Origin of the sequence: Roseibium sp. SCP14 (assembly GCF_040329475.1) — a bacterium.
GTDB lineage: Bacteria > Pseudomonadota > Alphaproteobacteria > Rhizobiales > Stappiaceae > Roseibium.
This window is the reverse complement of the sequence record NZ_JBDZYH010000017.1, coordinates 1-16290: the sequence shown is the minus strand read 5'-3', so window position 1 is coordinate 16290 and position 16290 is coordinate 1. Positions and strand designations below refer to the sequence as shown.

Annotated in this window: 17 protein-coding genes and 2 pseudogenes; 5 read left to right on the top strand and 14 right to left on the bottom strand. The window is 55.1% G+C overall.

The window, feature by feature from the left end:
- The first annotated feature begins 1 nt into the window (after position 1).
- A complete protein-coding gene (locus ABLQ08_RS32215) occupies positions 2 to 892 on the top strand; it encodes an amino acid ABC transporter permease (RefSeq protein ID WP_352950877.1) in 891 nt (296 codons plus the stop codon).
- A 27-nt stretch (positions 893 to 919) separates the two neighbouring features.
- On the top strand, positions 920 to 1666 hold the full coding sequence (locus ABLQ08_RS32210) for an amino acid ABC transporter ATP-binding protein (protein WP_352950876.1): 747 nt from the start codon (positions 920 to 922) through the stop codon (positions 1664 to 1666).
- A gap of 98 nt (positions 1667 to 1764) precedes the next feature.
- Here ABLQ08_RS32210 and ABLQ08_RS32205 read toward each other — a convergent pair whose 3' ends face one another.
- The 7 genes from ABLQ08_RS32205 to ABLQ08_RS32175 all read right to left on the bottom strand — a co-directional run bounded on the left by ABLQ08_RS32205 (position 1765) and on the right by ABLQ08_RS32175 (position 8323).
- The gene (locus tag ABLQ08_RS32205; protein WP_352950875.1) at positions 1765 to 3156 is read right to left on the bottom strand and encodes an aspartate ammonia-lyase; all 1392 of its coding nucleotides are present in this window, start codon (positions 3154 to 3156) and stop codon (positions 1765 to 1767) included.
- Positions 3157 to 3159: 3 nt separating this feature from the next.
- Positions 3160 to 3705, bottom strand: a complete 546-nt coding sequence (locus tag ABLQ08_RS32200) for an asparaginase (RefSeq protein WP_352950874.1) — start codon at positions 3703 to 3705, stop codon at positions 3160 to 3162.
- Positions 3706 to 3717: 12 nt separating this feature from the next.
- Entirely contained in the window at positions 3718 to 4167 is a 450-nt protein-coding gene (locus tag ABLQ08_RS32195; protein ID WP_352950873.1) for a universal stress protein, read from the bottom strand.
- 14 nt (positions 4168 to 4181) lie between these two features.
- Complete coding sequence (locus tag ABLQ08_RS32190) at positions 4182 to 5486, bottom strand: TRAP transporter large permease (protein ID WP_352950872.1); 1305 nt, start codon at positions 5484 to 5486, stop codon at positions 4182 to 4184.
- Complete coding sequence (locus ABLQ08_RS32185) at positions 5483 to 6016, bottom strand: TRAP transporter small permease (protein WP_352950871.1); 534 nt, start codon at positions 6014 to 6016, stop codon at positions 5483 to 5485. The genes ABLQ08_RS32190 and ABLQ08_RS32185 overlap by 4 nt, the downstream gene beginning before the upstream one ends.
- A gap of 54 nt (positions 6017 to 6070) precedes the next feature.
- Positions 6071 to 7090, bottom strand: a complete 1020-nt coding sequence (gene dctP / locus ABLQ08_RS32180) for a TRAP transporter substrate-binding protein DctP (protein WP_352950870.1) — start codon at positions 7088 to 7090, stop codon at positions 6071 to 6073.
- A 186-nt stretch (positions 7091 to 7276) separates the two neighbouring features.
- On the bottom strand, positions 7277 to 8323 hold the full coding sequence (locus ABLQ08_RS32175) for a proline racemase family protein (RefSeq protein ID WP_352950869.1): 1047 nt from the start codon (positions 8321 to 8323) through the stop codon (positions 7277 to 7279).
- Between the two features lie 91 nt (positions 8324 to 8414).
- Here ABLQ08_RS32175 and ABLQ08_RS32170 point away from each other — a divergent pair, with 91 nt between their 5' ends.
- The gene (locus ABLQ08_RS32170; RefSeq protein WP_352950868.1) at positions 8415 to 9425 is read left to right on the top strand and encodes a GlxA family transcriptional regulator; all 1011 of its coding nucleotides are present in this window, start codon (positions 8415 to 8417) and stop codon (positions 9423 to 9425) included.
- 126 nt (positions 9426 to 9551) lie between these two features.
- Here the strand turns inward: ABLQ08_RS32170 and ABLQ08_RS32165 are convergent, their stop codons facing one another.
- The 5 genes from ABLQ08_RS32165 to ABLQ08_RS32145 all read right to left on the bottom strand — a co-directional run bounded on the left by ABLQ08_RS32165 (position 9552) and on the right by ABLQ08_RS32145 (position 13301).
- Positions 9552 to 10481, bottom strand: coding sequence for a hypothetical protein (locus tag ABLQ08_RS32165; RefSeq protein ID WP_352950867.1), 930 nt, complete (start codon positions 10479 to 10481; stop codon positions 9552 to 9554).
- Positions 10482 to 11085: 604 nt separating this feature from the next.
- Positions 11086 to 11571, bottom strand: coding sequence for a flavodoxin family protein (locus ABLQ08_RS32160; protein ID WP_352950866.1), 486 nt, complete (start codon positions 11569 to 11571; stop codon positions 11086 to 11088).
- A 69-nt stretch (positions 11572 to 11640) separates the two neighbouring features.
- Positions 11641 to 12045 (bottom strand): OsmC family protein, encoded by a 405-nt coding sequence (locus ABLQ08_RS32155; RefSeq protein WP_352950865.1) that lies wholly within the window; start codon positions 12043 to 12045, stop codon positions 11641 to 11643.
- A 48-nt stretch (positions 12046 to 12093) separates the two neighbouring features.
- A complete protein-coding gene (locus tag ABLQ08_RS32150) occupies positions 12094 to 12702 on the bottom strand; it encodes a HupE/UreJ family protein (RefSeq protein ID WP_352950864.1) in 609 nt (202 codons plus the stop codon).
- A gap of 2 nt (positions 12703 to 12704) precedes the next feature.
- Positions 12705 to 13301 (bottom strand): HupE/UreJ family protein, encoded by a 597-nt coding sequence (locus ABLQ08_RS32145; protein ID WP_352950863.1) that lies wholly within the window; start codon positions 13299 to 13301, stop codon positions 12705 to 12707.
- A 350-nt stretch (positions 13302 to 13651) separates the two neighbouring features.
- Here ABLQ08_RS32145 and ABLQ08_RS32140 point away from each other — a divergent pair.
- Positions 13652 to 14564 (top strand): annotated as a pseudogene (locus tag ABLQ08_RS32140) (IS30 family transposase).
- Between the two features lie 20 nt (positions 14565 to 14584).
- Here the strand turns inward: ABLQ08_RS32140 and ABLQ08_RS32135 are convergent.
- On the bottom strand, positions 14585 to 15070 hold the full coding sequence (locus ABLQ08_RS32135; protein WP_352950862.1) for a hypothetical protein: 486 nt from the start codon (positions 15068 to 15070) through the stop codon (positions 14585 to 14587).
- Positions 15071 to 15317: 247 nt separating this feature from the next.
- Between ABLQ08_RS32135 and ABLQ08_RS32130 the strand changes: the two genes are divergently transcribed.
- Entirely contained in the window at positions 15318 to 15665 is a 348-nt protein-coding gene (locus ABLQ08_RS32130; protein WP_352950861.1) for a helix-turn-helix domain-containing protein, read from the top strand.
- Between the two features lie 81 nt (positions 15666 to 15746).
- Here the strand turns inward: ABLQ08_RS32130 and ABLQ08_RS32125 are convergent.
- Positions 15747 to 16290 (bottom strand): annotated as a pseudogene (locus tag ABLQ08_RS32125) (calcium-binding protein); the annotation flags it as partial.

Here is a 16290-nt window from a genome sequence, read left to right as displayed (position 1 = left end):
CATGAGCCGAACAATTCCCGGCCTCACGGCCCCATCCAACTCCGACATGCCGGTCCTATTGCCCTTCAAACCGTCACCGGTTTCAACTTCGGGACTCGGATTTTCCGAGTGGCTTGCCGGCATTCCCTTCGCCTTGCCATTTTTGATCTTTGCCGCGGCTTTCTGGCCGGCGCATGCGATTGCCCAGTCGAACGGGTTCACCATGGGGCAGGCGTTTGAGGTGCTTTGGCGCTGGATCCCGTTTTTGCTGTTTCACGGCTTTGTCTTCACCGTGATCATTTCCGTGCTGACCATGTTTCTCGGCACGATACTCGGGGTGTTTCTCGGGCTCGGGCAAATCTCGCGAAGCAGGCTGATCCGTTGGTGTTCTTACTGGATTACCCAGATCTTCCGGAACTCTCCCTGGCTGGTGCTCCTGTTCATCGTGATGCTGAGTTTTCCGTTTCAGATCGATCTCTTCGGCCTGAACATTCCCGTCCCGGACTGGACGAAGGCCGTAATCGGTCTCAGCCTTCCGGTGATGGCGAACATTTCCGAAATCGTTCGCGGCGCAATCGCTTCCGTTCCATCCGCACAGTGGGAAGCGGCGGAAAGCCTTGCGTTCACCCGGCGGCAGACGTTGTTTGAAATCATCCTTCCGCAATGCATCAAGCGGATGATCCCACCCTGGATGAACTGGTACGCGATCCTGACCATGGCAACGCCGATTGTCTCGATCCTCGGCGTGGAGGAGGTTCTCAATCTCACCCGCCAGGCCATTGAGGCCGAGAACAACAGGCCGGAGCTTCTGGTCCCGTTTTACGGCTTCGTGCTGCTCATCTTCTTTGCTTACTGCTATCCGATCGCGCGTCTGACGCTGTGGCTGGAACGCAAGTATGCAGTAAAACTCTAACCGGTCATGACCCAAGGAACGCGCAACATGAATTGGACACCTGACCAACCCATCGTTTCCCTCACCAACGTCCACAAGTCCTTCGGTGCATTCGAGGTCATCAAGGGCATTTCCATGGACATCATGAAAGGGGAGGTGGTCTGCATCATCGGCCCTTCCGGGTCGGGAAAGTCGACCTTGATCCGCTGCATCAACGCGCTCAACGATATCCAGGCGGGATCGATCAGCGTCGAGGGACAGGAGGTGCATGACGACAATCTGGACAAGCTCGCCTTGCGCAAGAAGGTCGGCATGGTCTTTCAGCAGTACAATCTGTTTCCGCACAAGACCGCGCTGCAGAACGTCATGATGGCACCGCTGAAGGTCTTGAAGCAGAACAAGTCAGAGGTGGAACAAAGAGCGCGGGCACTGATGAAGAAAGTGCGGCTGGAAGGCAAGGAAGACAGTTATCCGGGCGAGCTTTCTGGCGGTCAGCAGCAGCGCGTCGCCATTGCGCGCTCTCTTGCGATGAATCCTGATGTGATGCTGTTCGATGAAGTGACGGCTGCGCTTGATCCGGAAACGGTCAAGGAGGTCCTCCTGACGATCAAGGAACTGGCTGCTGAAGGCATGACCTGCATTCTTGTAACCCATGAAATGGGTTTTGCCCGCGAGGTTGCCGATCATATCTACTTCACCGACAAAGGCGTGATCGTGGAACATGGTCCGCCGGCGACGTTCTTTGACAACGCACAGGACCCGCGGACGAAGGAATTTCTTGGCAAGGTCCTGTAGAGGAAGTATCCGGCGGCACAAAATTTTGCTCGGAGAAGAGCTCCTCCGAGCAAGTACCGTGCTTAGAACAACCGGTTCAGCCCGCTGTCTTCCTGTCCTTAGGCCGTGCGCTGCGGATTTGCCGCATCGCGCAGAGCATCAATGACTTCTTCTTTTGTCAGAAGACCCATCTCAACAAGCAAGTCGATGAAGAGTTTCCCCTCCGCTTCCGCCTGTTTTACGAGTTTGGAGACTTTGGCATAGCCGAATTTGGGCACAAACACTGTGGCGAGCGCGGATGAGCCCATCAGGTTTTCAAGAGCCTGTTCTTCAAGCGCCTGAATGCCTGAAATGCACTTGTCGGCAAAAATCCGGCATCCCCGGGTCAGCAGATCCATGCTGTCGAACATGCGCGATGCGATCACAGGTTCAAAGTGATTGATTTCCAGCTGACCACTCATCGAGGCCAGTGACACGGCGGCATCGTTTCCAACAACCGCATAAGCCACTTGTTGCATCATCATCGGCAGAACCGGGTTCACTTTCCCGGGCATGATTGATGATCCCGGCTGGACAGCAGGAAGCTTGATTTCGCCGATCCCCGATTTGGTTCCGGATGAAAGGATAATCAGGTCGAGGCTGATCTTGCCGATGACTTCGGCCGCGATGCGGATTTCCGATGAAACGCGAGCAAAGCTGTCGGAATTCTGCATTCCGTCGAACATGTTGTCGGCCGGACGTAGCGCCAGCCCGATATCGCTGGAAAGATGCCGGTAGACGGCCTCCTTGTAACCTGGGTGTGCACCCAGACCGGTTCCGATTGCGGTGCCGCCAAGCGGCAGGACCGCCAGATCTTCAACGGCGGCCCTGATCTTGTCTCGTGCTCTGAAAAGAGCCGAAGAGTATCCCTCGAACTCCTGTCCAAGCGTCATGGGCTGCGCTGCCTGCATGCAGGTGCGCCCAATCTTGAGGACGTTGCCAAACGCCTCGGCCCTTTGCTGCATCACTTCAGCCAGATGGGCGAGGGAACTCAGGAGAAGAGGCGCCTTTTCCAGCACGGCGAGCTTGACCGCAGCTGGAACCACATCATTGGTTGATTGGCCTGAATTGACGTGGTCGTTCGGATTGAGCAGATCGTACTGCCCGGCCCGGTGTCCGATGATTTGAAGTGCCCGGTTGGCGATCACTTCATTGGTGTTCATGTTGATCGACGTGCCGCCGGACCCTTCCAGAAGGTCGACCACAAATTGCCCGTGATGCTGTCCCGCCAGAATCTCGTCACACGCGGTGACAATCGCATTGCGGATCGTGTGCGGGATCACGCCAGTTTCACCGTTTGCTTTCGCTGCCGCTTTCTTGATCGCTGCAAGCGCGCGTACGAAAGCCGGTTCATTGCCGATCTTCAGCGGCGAAATATCGAAATTTTCAGTTGCCCTCAGGGTGTTGACGCCAAAGAGCGAAGCTTCAGGCAGTTCGCGGGCGCCAATGCTGTCTGTTTCGATCCGGGTCATGGATCATGCCTCCTCAAAGGTCAGTTTTTTGTGGTCCTTATGGACGCCGGGCAGTCTCAAGACGCGATTGTGCAGAACGACATAAGCTCCGGGGGGTAGGAAGCGAATGGCCAGGAGCGCTTCGGCGATGTTCTGTGACGCGTCCGAGCTCTTGAGCGCAAAGGGAACCATGGCTCCGGTGAAAACGACCGGCACCGGAATGTCCTGCATCCGTTCACACAGAAAGGCTCCGCTTTCAGCCATGCTGTCGGTGCCATGGGTTACCAGAACAGCATCGTGGGTTTTGCAGGCGGCAGCGACGGCGTCAGCGATCTGCACGCGTTCGGCATCCCTAATCTCAAGGGAATCCAGATGCATCAGATCGAAGAAGTCGAACCTGAGATCATCGGCACGCAGGTCTGCAATGATTTCCGTAACCTTCGGTTCGGCGTTCACAAGCTTCGCCTTGGCAGGATCATAGCTCTTTGCGATGGTTCCGCCGGTCATCACGACCGCGACGGAAAGCGGGCCCGTGCGGAAACCGCATCGGGCGTGAAGAGGTGCATTCATTTATGGATCTCGCTATCTGGGGCGCACCACCAAAACAGAGCATCTGGAGTGTCGGACAATCTTGGCGGCGTTTGGCCCGAGCAGATAGTCGCCAATGCCGGGCATGTGAGATTTCAGCACGATCAGGTCCACCGACATCTCTTCAGCGGTTTGCAGGATTTCGGAATAGATTGTTCCGGAGCGAACGACGAAATGTATCGGGCCGAACTCGGTAGTACTCGCCAGTTCGGTCAGGCGGGAGCGCGCCACCGACAGTGCCTTTTCTTTCAGGTCTGCCGGAAGGGTCGAAACCAGGGGAGCTGCCTGCGCGGCCTGTGCGATGACCGTACCAAGTTCGGGCACGACCGTTGAGACCGTCAGTTCGATTTCGTTTCCCTTGGCGTGTTGTCGCAGTTCGGGCAGGATCTCTGTCCAGGACCGTGGCTCTTCAACATCTACGGGAACAAGAATTTTCAGTTTCATGGTGTTCCCTTTTCTCAAAGACCAGTAATCAGTGAGGGCAGCCAGAGGGACAGGGACGGAATGAAAGTCGTCAGCAGCACCACCGGAAAATAGGCAAGGAACACGAAAACCAGCGTCGGTTTGACCACTTTGGCAAGGGACGTCTGCCCGATCAGAGTTCCGAAATAGAGAATTGGAGCAGTCGGCGGTGTAATCAGTCCCATACCCAGGTTGACGCCGATGATTGCGGCGAAATGGACAGGGTGAACACCAGCTTCGGTAACGACTGGCAACAGAAGGGGCGCGGCCAGAAGAATTCCTGATACGTCTTCCATGAACATACCGATCAGCAACAGGAACGCATTGACCAGCAGCAGGAGAATGATCGGGTTTTCGGAAATCATGAGCATCGACTGCAGGATCTGCTGAGGTACTTCTTCGAGCGTCAGAACGCGTGCCAGCATGTTTGCGGTAAAGATCACCAGCATCAGGACAGACGTGACCTGAGCCGATTTCCAGACCACGTCGTAGAAGGATCTGAAGGTCAGCTCGCGGTAGATCAGGAATGCGACCGGCAGCGCGTAAACGACGGCAACCGCTGCCGCTTCGGTCGGTGTTGTTATGCCTCCGTAGATAAATCCCAGAATGATGAGCGGCATCGCCAGGCCAAACCCCGCCTCGCGAGTGCGCTGGAACACGTTCTTGACTTGCATCTGGAGCGGCTGAGGATCCGCGACTTCTATGTCCATCTTCCTGGTGAGGACCATGTTCCAGAATGAAAACAGGGCAATCAGGATCAGGGCTGGGACGAGGGGAGCCAGGAAGCACGCGGCAATGGACGTTCCCGTCACCCAGCCATAGAGGATCATTGTTGCGCTCGGAGGTATCAGAAGGGCGAGAACCGCAGAGCAACTGACCAGTGAAGTCGCATAACCCCGGTCGTAGCCCTGTTCGACCATGCGCGGGATGGCGATGGAACCGATTGCGGCAACCGCCGAGGAGGCCATGCCCGAGATTGCACCGAAAATGGCTGTCGTTATCACCGTGACAACACCGAGCCCGGAGCGGTAACGTCCGAGAATGCTGTCGGCCAGTTCAAGCAACCGCTTTGCGATCCCGCCTTGGGTCATGATACCGCCCGCCAGGATGTAAAGCGGAATCGCCAGCAGAACCACCGAGGACACCTTCGAATAACCGGCGGTGATCAGGAACGTTGTCGAGCCGTAGTTTCCGAAAATGACGAGAAACGCGGCAGCGGCAACAAAGGTCAGCGCGACCGGAACACCGAGGATCATCAGAGTGACGAGGAGCGCAACGTCCATGAGGATTAAGGGGCTCATTTGACGATCTCCTCGCTCGGCACGTGCCAGATGGTGGCGCGCAGACTGTCCAGAAACTCAAGCAGGAAATAGAAAGCGGTGAGGGCCAGACCGACAAACATGGTTCCGTAAATCCAGATCATCGGCACGCGAAGTTCGGTCGACCTTGTCCCCATGCGGTCAGTGAACACCAGCAGGTCCCATAGCGAGTTCAAGATGTAGAATGTGAGAAGAAAGGCCAGCAGTCGGGTGAATGCATGCACGCCCGCTGTAATTCTTCCTTCTCCGAAGATCGTATCGATCAGGCTGGCCGAGATGTGGCTTCGTTCGTGCGTGGCATAGGCCGCGCCGACAAAATACATGATCACACCGGCAAAACTTGCAAATTCCTCGATCCCGAACAGTGAATAGTTGAAGACATATCTCGCAACGACCTGCAGAAAAACGGCCAGGGTGAACGCTATGGAGCTGATGAACATCACGAACTTCAGGATGTTCAATTTGAGCTTCCAGAGCGGGTGCTGGATTTGAGTCTGACGCTCTTCAAGCATCGACATTCCTCCCCGAAAAAGAGTGGGAGCCGGGAATACCGGCTCCGCTCAATCTCAATTTGCGTAATAGTTCTGGATCAGTTCGTAGAGCTGGTCGCCGATCTCGCCCTTCATTTGCGGCCAGGCATCGGCGCGCACGGCATCGGCCAACTCGTTGATCTCTTCACGGCTATAGGTAACGACCGTGACACCGCTGTCTTCCAGTTGCTTCAGATAGGCGTTGTCTGCTGCCTCGACAGCGTTGAAACGCTCGGTTGCCAGCTCCTTGGCGATCTGTGAGACAATTGCCTTGTCTTCAGTGGAAAGGCGGGACAGAGACATCGCCGACCCGAGCAGCCAATTGATCTCAAAATGGTCGTTTATCTGCAGCCAGGTATCGACAACACCGTTCCAGTCCCGAACTGCGTTTTCCGGAACGCCGCCGACCATTCCATCGATCACACCCGTCTGCACGCCGGTGTAGAGCTCGGCCCAGGGCATGGTCGTTGTTGAGTAACCAAGGCGTTCGAGTGTCGGTTTGTGTGTCGGAACGCCTGAAGGCCATACCCGGATCTTGAGATCGCTGTGATCGGCATCGGGGTTCTTCGGATCTGAAACTGGCTTGCCGACCGCCATACCTCCCAAACCGAACGCGTAAGGGGCGAGCACGTTGATTTGCTGCGGCGTGACCAGCTCATCCACGATGTTGAAAAGGAAACCGTCTGTGTTCCAGGCTTCCTTCGCGCTGTCATAGTCGACGGCGGTGTATGGGAACCAGGTGATCGCAAGACGGGAATCGAACTTTGTCGAGATGGACTGGATCGCGAGGTCGACGGCGCCCTGGCTGAGTTGCTCGTACACCTCTTCCCAGTCACCGAGCTGGCTTGCGGGAAATATCCGGACGTTGACACGCCCATCGGTTTCTTTTGCGACACGGTCAGCGAACTGATGCGCCCACTTGTCCATGTCGCTATCCGGAGGCGAAAGATGAGACAGGCGCAAGGTTGTTTCAGCGAATGCGGAAACGGCAGAAAGGCTGATTGCGAGGGCGGCGGCGGTGCCCAGAATAGCGCGGCGATTGATCTTCGAAAGCATGGATTTCCTCCCATTCAGAACCGCCTAAGAGGGCGGTGATGAAAAAAGGATAGGAGGAGAAAGAACCTCTAAAATTGAACAAAATGGCCTTTGTTCAGTACATATCAGACGTAAATTTTATTCGTGTTTCGAAAAAAAAGGCGGCCAGGCCGCCATTCAGGTTGCTGAGGGAAGATGTGAGCACGCTTAGGTTCCAGGGATCTTGTGCTCGATTTCAGTGCCCCAGGTATCTGCCATCGTGTAGCCGAGCTGATAAGGGTCGCTTGGGTCTACTCCCAATTGCATCATTGCGTAGATCCAGGCGCGGCCCGAAAGCTGCGGAACGATGGCGTTTTTGTCGCCAACACGTGTTTTAGACAGGATCGATACGTCGAACCTGGAGTTGATCGTCGACAGCATTTGCAGCTTTTCACCGACCTTGGCTTGCCCCTTGGCGTGCATTGTAGCCAGCCGCGCCGCGCTTCCGGTTCCGCATGGCGAGCGGTCGACACGCCCGGGTGGCATAATGGTCGCGTTTTTGTAGATGCCGGCAGAAGGATCCACTTCGTCGGTGAACATGAGAAATTCAATGCTGTTGAACGCGGGAACTTCCGGATGGCTCACGGGCAGCTGCTCTTTTGCAGCTGTTTTTATCTGTGCACCAAGACTGACCATATCCTGTGCCACGTCCGGGCCAATCCGGAACCCGAGATCCCGAGCCTTTGGAAGTACATAAAAAACGCCGCCAAATGCGACGTCCACGGTGAGCGTGCCGATGCCTTCCACCTCAAGCTTGGCGTCAAGATATTCCGCATAGGCCGGAAAGAAATCCAAAGTCACCAGTTCAACCCGGCCGTGCTTACAGGTCGCCACGGCTTTCACAAGTCCGGCCGCAGTGTCGAGCACAACTGTCGTGATGGGCTCCTGCATGGGTATCATGCCGGTTTCCAGAAGGACGGTGGTCACGCACATCGCGTTTGATCCGGACATGGCGTGGCTGCCGTCTGCTTGCATCGGAATAAACGCAGCATCCGCTTCCTCCGTGACCGGTGGCAGCAGGAGATTGGTTGTCATTTGCGCACAACCTCGCGGTTCGTTGTTCACGAACCGGCGCAGCTCGTCATGGGTCTGCAGGTGTTGCAGCTTTTCGAGCATCGTGTGGCCGGGAACATCCAGCACACCACCTGTCAGAACCCGGCCGACCTCTCCCTCGGCATGGGCGCCGATCACGGTAACGGTTTTGCTCCAGCGCATCGTTTCTCCTTGCGTTTTCCATGAATTTGGAAAACAAAGCAGACTAATAATAGAACACTACGGACATTTACCGGACGAATTGAGGGTCAAGATGGAATTCAAGGCGCCCCAACGCCCTGACGATTTCGAACCGGACGTACGATTTGCGTTTGTTCTGACACCGGCGTTCACGCTCCTGCCGCTTGCAGGCTTTGCGGACGCTGTGCGCCATTCCTCTGACGAAGCGGACAGGAGTCGCCAGATTTTCTGCCACTGGGAAGTGCTCGGGCACGATCTGTCACCGGTTACCTCAAGCGCGGGATTTTCAGTCACGCCCTGGAAAACCTTCGCAGAAGCAGGCGATTATGACTATGTGGTGGTTGTTGGAGGCTTGCTGGACCATCTGAACGACATTTCCCCCGACACCTATGAATTCCTGCGCCAACACCACGCCAGGGGAGCAAAGCTGGTCGGCCTATGCACCGGAAGCTTCGCGTTGGCGCGCGCCGGATTACTTGATGGACGCAGGGCCGCCATTCATGCCCACCATCGACCGGAATTCGTTGAGATGTTTCCCAAGGTCATCCCGGTGGAAAATGAGCTTTATGTCTCGGAAGGGGATATCCTGACCTGCCCGGGCGGCACAGCGGCGATCGATCTTGCCGTGGAGATCTTGATCGAACACTGCGGGCGGTCCCGCGGAATGAAGGGCTTGACGGCACTTGTTGTCGATGAACATCGCTCAGCGCATGAAGTCGGGCGGTTGCCCTATCAGGATCTTGAAGAATGCGGCAACTGGCGCGTCGAGCAGGCGGTCAAGATCATGCGTCAGAAACTTCGGGAACCCGACACTACGGAACACCTGGCTGAGAAACTGGGTTCAACCGTCCGCCAACTGAACCGTGTCTTTCTTCAGCACGCCAATTCGACACCACAGGAGGTCTGGCGAGACATGCGCCTTCAGCATGCAAGATGGCGGCTGATGAACTCGAAACGTACGATCACGCAGATCTCCTACGAATGCGGATTTTCCGACAGCAGCCATTTTTCGCGCTGGTTCAAGGCCAAGTTCGGTGAAACGCCACGAACGTACAGAGAAAAACGTCTGGCGAAACAGCGCTAGGTATGCCTGCAAAACCTTCCGGAGCGCCCCGGCACCGTGTTTTGAATATTGCAATTGCAATCGTTCAAACGAATTCCGGCCCGCACGGTTACCCGCGCGGGCCGGCTTGGTCATTGATGTTATGACTTATGCGTCGCCATCGTCAGATACGGAGGAATCGCCGCCAACAATGCTTGCGCTGTTGTACTGCAGGTTCGCACCCTGAACGATTTCTTGTGAGAAGGCGGACTGATCGATCGCGCCGTCTGCAGAAGCGTTGCCGACGTTGCTGTTGTCGCCATCATCACCGATACGAGCTGTAGCGTTATTGGCTTTAGCTTCGCCGCCTTCAGCGTATGCAGCTTGAATGAAGCCACCGCCGAGATCGTCGTTGCTCCAGCCAATGTCGCCCACAACGCCAACGCCAGCAGGACCGCCATTGAACTCTACCTTGGCGATGCCCTGGAGGTCGTTGTCGGCCATGTTGTTGATCTGGTCGAGGTTGAAGTTGTTACCGCGATCGCCAACTTCCTGCACAACGGCGTCGACCTGAGCAACGGAGTCGGAAACACCCCAGATACCCATTTCTTCAACGTCGATGACGTCTTCATCATCAGGAAGAGTGGAAAGATCGAGATCGATTTTGATGTCAACTTCGATTTCGGTTTCAACTTTGGTATCGACTTCAGTCTCAACCTTGTTTTCAACCTTGTTATCAACATCGTTGTCGATGTAGTTGATGTTGCCGTTGGCATTCAGGTTGCCGTTGGCGTTGCCATTGGCGTTACCGTTCAGGTTGCCGTTACCGTTGGCGTTACCATTACCGTTGGCATTGCCATTACCGTTCAGGTTGCCATTGCCATTCAGGTTACCGTTTGCGTTAAACGACGTTGAATGCATGCCCTGAGACTGGTGCTGACCCTGGCCTTGTCCCTGACCCTGGCCTTGTCCCTGGCCCTGGCCTTGACCCTGAAGCTGCTTCTGAAGTTCAGCCTGTGCCTGGCCCTGCAATTGACCTTGAGCTTCGCCTTGCAGCTGGCCCTGTGCTTGTCCCTGTCTACCGCCACGATGTGACATAGTACTCTCCTAAATTTGGACGCACCTTTCCTGTCATCGGGCGCCGCATCTCCAGGCCCAATGCCGCATTCTAAGGTGCTGATTCAGGACAGCTCGGCAAAACGTCTTCTATCGAGTTGCATTGAGCTGTCTGCCTCTGGATGGAACGTTTCCGTTCCGGCCTCAAATGGAGGAAAGTCAAAGACCTCCCGTTCACAGCAAGCGACAAACGTCGTTTTCTGCGCCATTTACTTCTGGCGGGAGAGGTTAGATCAAATATAGGTGCTATCTAAGCATCAAAATTATTTCGAATCTAAACTTAAACCGCCAAAAGGAACAATGGCAGGTTTGCGACGACGAAATAAGCTGGAAATGTTTACTAAACATTAACCATCGTATCTTGTGGAGGTTTCGGTGTGTGAGGTAAATCGATCGATAGCGAAGAAACGGGGATTTCCCTCACTTTACGTAAGATGTTTTGGTGAAATAGATCGAACGATCAATAAAACTTCTGGCGGATGTTCGAAGGCAATGTAATCCGATGGTGGAGCCGCAGACCCGAGCAATGGGGGAGGGTTGCGTGGCGTTACCGTTCTGCCGGATTGTCCAAGGTTTTCTCGGATGATCAGAAAATCCCCATGCTCATGCCGGCGGCAAGCGTCGCTCCGAGCTCACGGCACAGGGCGAGTTGATCCTCCGGAATGGTTTTGGGCGCGAGAATTTCCTCGGGAGTCTGTGCGTGGGTGCAGACGATCAGCGGTGGAAGGGCTTCCTTCAACCGCCAGCCTGTCGCGATCCTGGCAGTTTGGCGAACAGCGTTTTGACCATCCGAGCCGGCGCAAACCATCTGGGCATAGGGGCGTCCCTCGATTTTTCCCAACACCGGATAATAGCTGCGGTCGAAGAAGTCCTTCATCACTCCGGCAATGGCCGCGAGGTTTTCCGGCGCACAAAAGATATATCCGTCGGCGCCCAGAAGATCTTGTGGTCCCGCCTGATCGGCCTGTTTGAGAATTGTTGCGATCTCCGGCCTGGCCGCTTCGGCGGCAGCCTCCGCCATCTGCCGACTGCCGCCGGTTCTGGAATGATAAACAATAAGAAGTGTTTTCATGCGAGGGATGCTTGTCTTCGTACCAGCCGGTTTTCGCTATTTTTTGAATTTCAGGAACAGCAAGGCAATCTAACCCGCCATTGAAATGGCTACTTTCACACCACGTGCGAGCGAATTGCTTACCATGCAGCTTGATTTCGCGCGTTTGACAATAACCTCCGGGTCGGATCCGTCGTCGGTAGAACAGTCAACGGATATTTGCGCGGCGACGGCAATCAATGGTTCACCGGCCAACTCAAGTGAGACATCAACCGACACTTCTCCGAGTCCCACACCCAATTCCTCGGCCACATAGCGCAGGTCGTTGCAAAAACATCCACCTAGTGCGAGGGCAAGAAGCTGAGCTCCGTTGAAACCAAGCCCGCATCCGCCAGCTTTTCCTTCGGGGCGGTCGGCAATCACGGTGTGGCCGCCGGCCCAACCAACAGCTGCTTCGGTTCCGGGCAAGTTTCGCAATTTCACATCAACTTGCATTTGACCGCACCCATCCTCAGCATTCCATGTGCTGTCACCATATCAAAATCATGGAGCTGTGTTGCTCACTGCAAACTGCAGTGCAAGCATAACCAGCGAGATTGCGCCCAGCCAGGCCGAAAGGACCCGCAAAGCTACGCCGACCCAGTCCCATGTGTAGCGCTCTTTCACAAACAGGACGAAACCGAACACGTACAACAGTCCGATGTTTGCACCGATGGTCGACCCGGTCATGGTAACAAGGCGATCGCGTATCGGTCCGGGGTCGGGAACGGACACAGTGCCGATGAGGACACCACCGACCGCAACCAGTCCGATCGCTAGAGGCAACAGGTTTCCCGGTCTCAAAGCGAACGAGGTACTCGCCAGAAAAGCAATGGCAAACATCATCGCTTCAAGTGGCAGCGACCTACTTCCCAGAATCAAGCCAAGCAGTGTGGCGGCAAGGAACGCACCCAGTAACCAACGCGCCCGGAAGGGAGCAAATCCGCCAGCCAGAAGCCCAAGGCCAAGAATTACGAGAGCCTGCGAGGGTGTCGAGAAAGGATGCAACAAGCCGACATAGAACCCGTCGATGCCCGGAACGGAGCTATGCGCGTGAGCAGGGCCGGGCCCGACCGCCATGGCCAGTCCGGCACACAACCACCCTTTGTTCATGTTCAGGCGATTCCGGTGAGAAATGCGATCCCTGCCAACGAAATGATGCCGCCGGCACCGCGAACCGCAACCCTTCCAGCTGGCCACTTCACGAGCAGTCCGAAACCGATGCCAAGCATGTGCAGCAGACCTGTTGCAATCACGAAGCCGACGGCATAGGCAAAGGCATTCACAGTCGCCGGCAGTTCCGTTCCATGAGCATAGCCGTGAAAGACCGCGAACGCGCCGACAATAACGGCCGCCACCCAGATTGGGGATTTTACAGCAAACGCGATCATCAGGCCGAGAACGACAGCCGAAAGTGCTATGCCGGTCTCAACTGCGGGCAGTGGCAAGCCGATGATCCCCGCCACGGCACCGAACGCCATGACCAGCGGAAACACAACAGGCAAAATCCAAACTGAGGGCGAACCCAAAAACGCCCCCCATAGACCAACTGCAACCATCGCTGCAACGTGATCCCAACCCAGGATCGGATGTGCGAACCCGGCTATCAAGCCACCTCCGTATCCCGAGCCTGTGTGGGCAAGTGCGGGTGAAGCCGACTGGATGGCAATGAGCGCGAAAGCGAAGAACAAGATCAGAGCGCGAAGCGGCATACAATAACTCTCAGGGAATGCGATTTGACATGTGAATTTGGGCGGTGACTGTCTGCCATCAGCTAAGTGGCGTCAACACCTGCATGACCACTTGTAAAGTAGTATTCGAGGTTCTAACCACAGACCAGCGTCAGGCGTCGACTCGAACGTCGGCGGCGATTGGACCCAATGCCTTCTTGCGGCTGGAAACCTCAGCTTAGCCGGGCGGTTAAAAGTCAGCTCGGTTCGAGCTACGACAAACAAAAAAATATTCCATAAGATAGATTATGCGTATTAGGTGTGTAAGCGGGCACATTCTATCCCGAACTGCAACAAAGGCGCTAAGCTGCCTGCTTTTCGGGAGCCCTGTTTTGAGCCGAACCTTTTCTCATTTGAGTTTTGACGAACGCCGCACGATTTCCAGGATGTTGGATCAGAAGTTCAGTCAGTCCGAGATTGCCAGACGTCTCGGCCGCGACCGTGCAACGATCTCCCGCGAGATCCGGCGCAACTATCGGCAAACTCCATCGCCGTATGGATCTGCGAACCGCAGTAATCACCAAGCTCATTGATGGCTGGTCGCCTGAGCAGATAGCCGGACGCCTGAAGGTTGAGCCTGGAGCCAAAATTGGGATCTGCCACGAAACGATCTATCGATACGTCTATTCTCCCGAAGGACAGCAACAAAGGCTGGCACGGTTTCTACCCGAGCGGCGCAAGAAGCGGCGTTCGAGATACGCCCGCAAATCTCAGAACCTGATCTTTCCCATAGAACGATCGATCATATTCCGGCCAGGTTCAGTCAATGATCGCAATGAGTTCGGTCATTGGGAGGCTGACCTGATGATCTTCCAAAAGCTTCACGGTGAAGCCAATGTAGCGACTGTTTTTGAGAGGAAAAGTCGGTTCACGGTCCTGTTCAAGAACAATGACCGGCAATCCAGGCCAATCATGGATCAGCTTATCAATGTACTCAGCCCTTTGCCCCGGCACGCACGTCAAAGTCTAACTTTCGACCGCAGTTTTGAGTTTGTCTCATGGAGGAAGCTGAAGAAAGGAATGGGGTCTGAAGTCTGGCTCTGTGATCCGTCTGCGCCGTGGCATAAAGGCTCGGTTGAGAACATGAACAGGCGGATCCGACGCTATCTGCCGCGGGATACCGCTGTCTTGTCGGTTCCCGAGAAATCGATCCGGTCACTGATCGATCAGTTGAACAACACGCCGCGAAAGTGCCTTGGCTTTTACACCCCTTCCGGGGTGTTTAGACGTGAAGTCAGTGAGTGATCGCATTAGCTCCAGAAGTATTACCTGCCATTTGAGACGAATTCGGAAAATTCTCCTGTCTCAACATTAAAGAGAATTCCCCACGCGGCAGGACCACCGTCACATAGCAGAATGGCATCACCAGCCGACTGGTTGCCCGCAAAACTTTCGCGGACATATGCGCCATATATGTAGCGCTCAGAACCGAAGCCGTATCCTACGTGCTGCCCTCGATAAGCGAGGGCAGACCATCTGCGATCTGAGAACGTATGATTGTCCAGCGAGGCAAAAAACTCAACAAGCCTTTGTTCCATATGAGTAATCTCTTGTTCAGATGGTAGCCAAAGCGACCCAGATGGTTTTGGGGTGGACCTGGAACACTGTTCAAAAACACGGTGTGCGTTCTCAATCTTAATCCCGATTGGCCCTCTAGGTGAAAGCCCCGCCCAATCTTCAGCCGAAGCTGGAATGGTCGACATCAATGCAGAAATCGACAGGACTGCAATCGCAGCATCCAGGTGAAACATCGATACCTCATACGCTTCAATTTAGGAAAATTAGGCACACTCTCCCGCTAGTTTTAAACTACAAATGTTGCTCGTATCGCTAACCGCCCCCGGACAGGCTTAGCAACCCCGACCAGCACACCTGACCGGGGGCTGACCTCCCTGCCCTGTGGCAGCTTCTAAGCTATTGTTGCATTTACATTAGAAGTTACAGGCCAGTCTAAAGTGTCACACTTGCCGTTTTGACGTTTGATACGGGAGATGCGGCATGGGCTGGGTTTTGATGAGCGAACGTGACTTGAAGCGGATTGAACTGCTGACCCAGGTCGATATCGGCGTCACGGCGGCGGCCCATCTCATGAACATGTCCAGACGGCACGTCTACCGCCTGCTGGACCGGTTCCGCTCCGATGGTCCTGGCGGGATCCGGCACCGGGCTCGCGGCCGCCGTCCGAACAATGCCATCCATCCGGCCAAGCGTGAGTATGCGATGCCTTTGGTGCGTGAGCGCTATCACGACTTTGGTTCGACTCTGGCACGAGAGAAGTTGATTGAGCTGGTGACATTTGTTTCTGCAAAGCTGCATGGTCATCCACCGACACGCTCTGTTGTTTAGCCTCTGTGATCAGAAGATAAATTGGAGAAGCGACTCAAATCACGAGGGTTAGAGAGGGGCTCAATCCCCTCTCTACCTTAATCAAATGAATTGAAAGTCATCCTGATGCAGATCCGACGATGACACACCCTGCAATTCGATCGACGTGTTCACATCGATCGTGATTACAGTGTTTGAACCAACATCATTTGTTGCGGCAAGCAAGCTCGCAAAGTCAGCGAAGAGTGATGTTTCGAAGGATAGTACATCTTCGCTGCCCGCACCGGCATTAAAGTCGGTCACCGTATCATGACCAGTATCAGCGATCTTGAAGACAAAGGTGTCGCTGCCGGTGCCACCGGTAAGTGTATCGTCACCAGCATTTCCAATGAGGGTGTCGTTTCCACCGTATCCTGACAGAAGATCGCTACCTCCGCCGCCGGACAGTACATTGTCATAGGTGGACCCAACCACCGTTACTGCTGCTGATACAGTTGTTCCATAAACGGTTCCGTCTGGTCCGGCATAGGTTCCATCAGGTCTTTGTTCGAATACATACACCGAACCGGAGGAGGAGCCGTTGTCGTCGTCCAGGTGTGCTCCGACTGTGATCCGGTCGTTGTTGTCAATGCTCACCGACAGACCG

Excerpts from the sequence above, each read along its gene's own strand:
- ABLQ08_RS32215 (WP_352950877.1), top strand. The coding sequence starts at position 2 with ATGAGCCGAACAATTCCCGGCCTCACGGCCCCATCCAACTCCGACATG.
- ABLQ08_RS32210 (WP_352950876.1), top strand. The coding sequence starts at position 920 with ATGAATTGGACACCTGACCAACCCATCGTTTCCCTCACCAACGTCCAC.
- ABLQ08_RS32205 (WP_352950875.1), bottom strand. The coding sequence starts at position 3,156 with ATGACCCGGATCGAAACAGACAGCATTGGCGCCCGCGAACTGCCTGAA.
- ABLQ08_RS32200 (WP_352950874.1), bottom strand. The coding sequence starts at position 3,705 with ATGAATGCACCTCTTCACGCCCGATGCGGTTTCCGCACGGGCCCGCTT.
- ABLQ08_RS32195 (WP_352950873.1), bottom strand. The coding sequence starts at position 4,167 with ATGAAACTGAAAATTCTTGTTCCCGTAGATGTTGAAGAGCCACGGTCC.
- ABLQ08_RS32190 (WP_352950872.1), bottom strand. The coding sequence starts at position 5,486 with ATGAGCCCCTTAATCCTCATGGACGTTGCGCTCCTCGTCACTCTGATG.
- ABLQ08_RS32185 (WP_352950871.1), bottom strand. The coding sequence starts at position 6,016 with ATGCTTGAAGAGCGTCAGACTCAAATCCAGCACCCGCTCTGGAAGCTC.
- dctP (WP_352950870.1), bottom strand. The coding sequence starts at position 7,090 with ATGCTTTCGAAGATCAATCGCCGCGCTATTCTGGGCACCGCCGCCGCC.
- ABLQ08_RS32175 (WP_352950869.1), bottom strand. The coding sequence starts at position 8,323 with ATGCGCTGGAGCAAAACCGTTACCGTGATCGGCGCCCATGCCGAGGGA.
- ABLQ08_RS32170 (WP_352950868.1), top strand. The coding sequence starts at position 8,415 with ATGGAATTCAAGGCGCCCCAACGCCCTGACGATTTCGAACCGGACGTA.
- ABLQ08_RS32165 (WP_352950867.1), bottom strand. The coding sequence starts at position 10,481 with ATGTCACATCGTGGCGGTAGACAGGGACAAGCACAGGGCCAGCTGCAA.
- ABLQ08_RS32160 (WP_352950866.1), bottom strand. The coding sequence starts at position 11,571 with ATGAAAACACTTCTTATTGTTTATCATTCCAGAACCGGCGGCAGTCGG.
- ABLQ08_RS32155 (WP_352950865.1), bottom strand. The coding sequence starts at position 12,045 with ATGCAAGTTGATGTGAAATTGCGAAACTTGCCCGGAACCGAAGCAGCT.
- ABLQ08_RS32150 (WP_352950864.1), bottom strand. The coding sequence starts at position 12,702 with ATGAACAAAGGGTGGTTGTGTGCCGGACTGGCCATGGCGGTCGGGCCC.
- ABLQ08_RS32145 (WP_352950863.1), bottom strand. The coding sequence starts at position 13,301 with ATGCCGCTTCGCGCTCTGATCTTGTTCTTCGCTTTCGCGCTCATTGCC.
- ABLQ08_RS32135 (WP_352950862.1), bottom strand. The coding sequence starts at position 15,070 with ATGTTTCACCTGGATGCTGCGATTGCAGTCCTGTCGATTTCTGCATTG.
- ABLQ08_RS32130 (WP_352950861.1), top strand. The coding sequence starts at position 15,318 with ATGGGCTGGGTTTTGATGAGCGAACGTGACTTGAAGCGGATTGAACTG.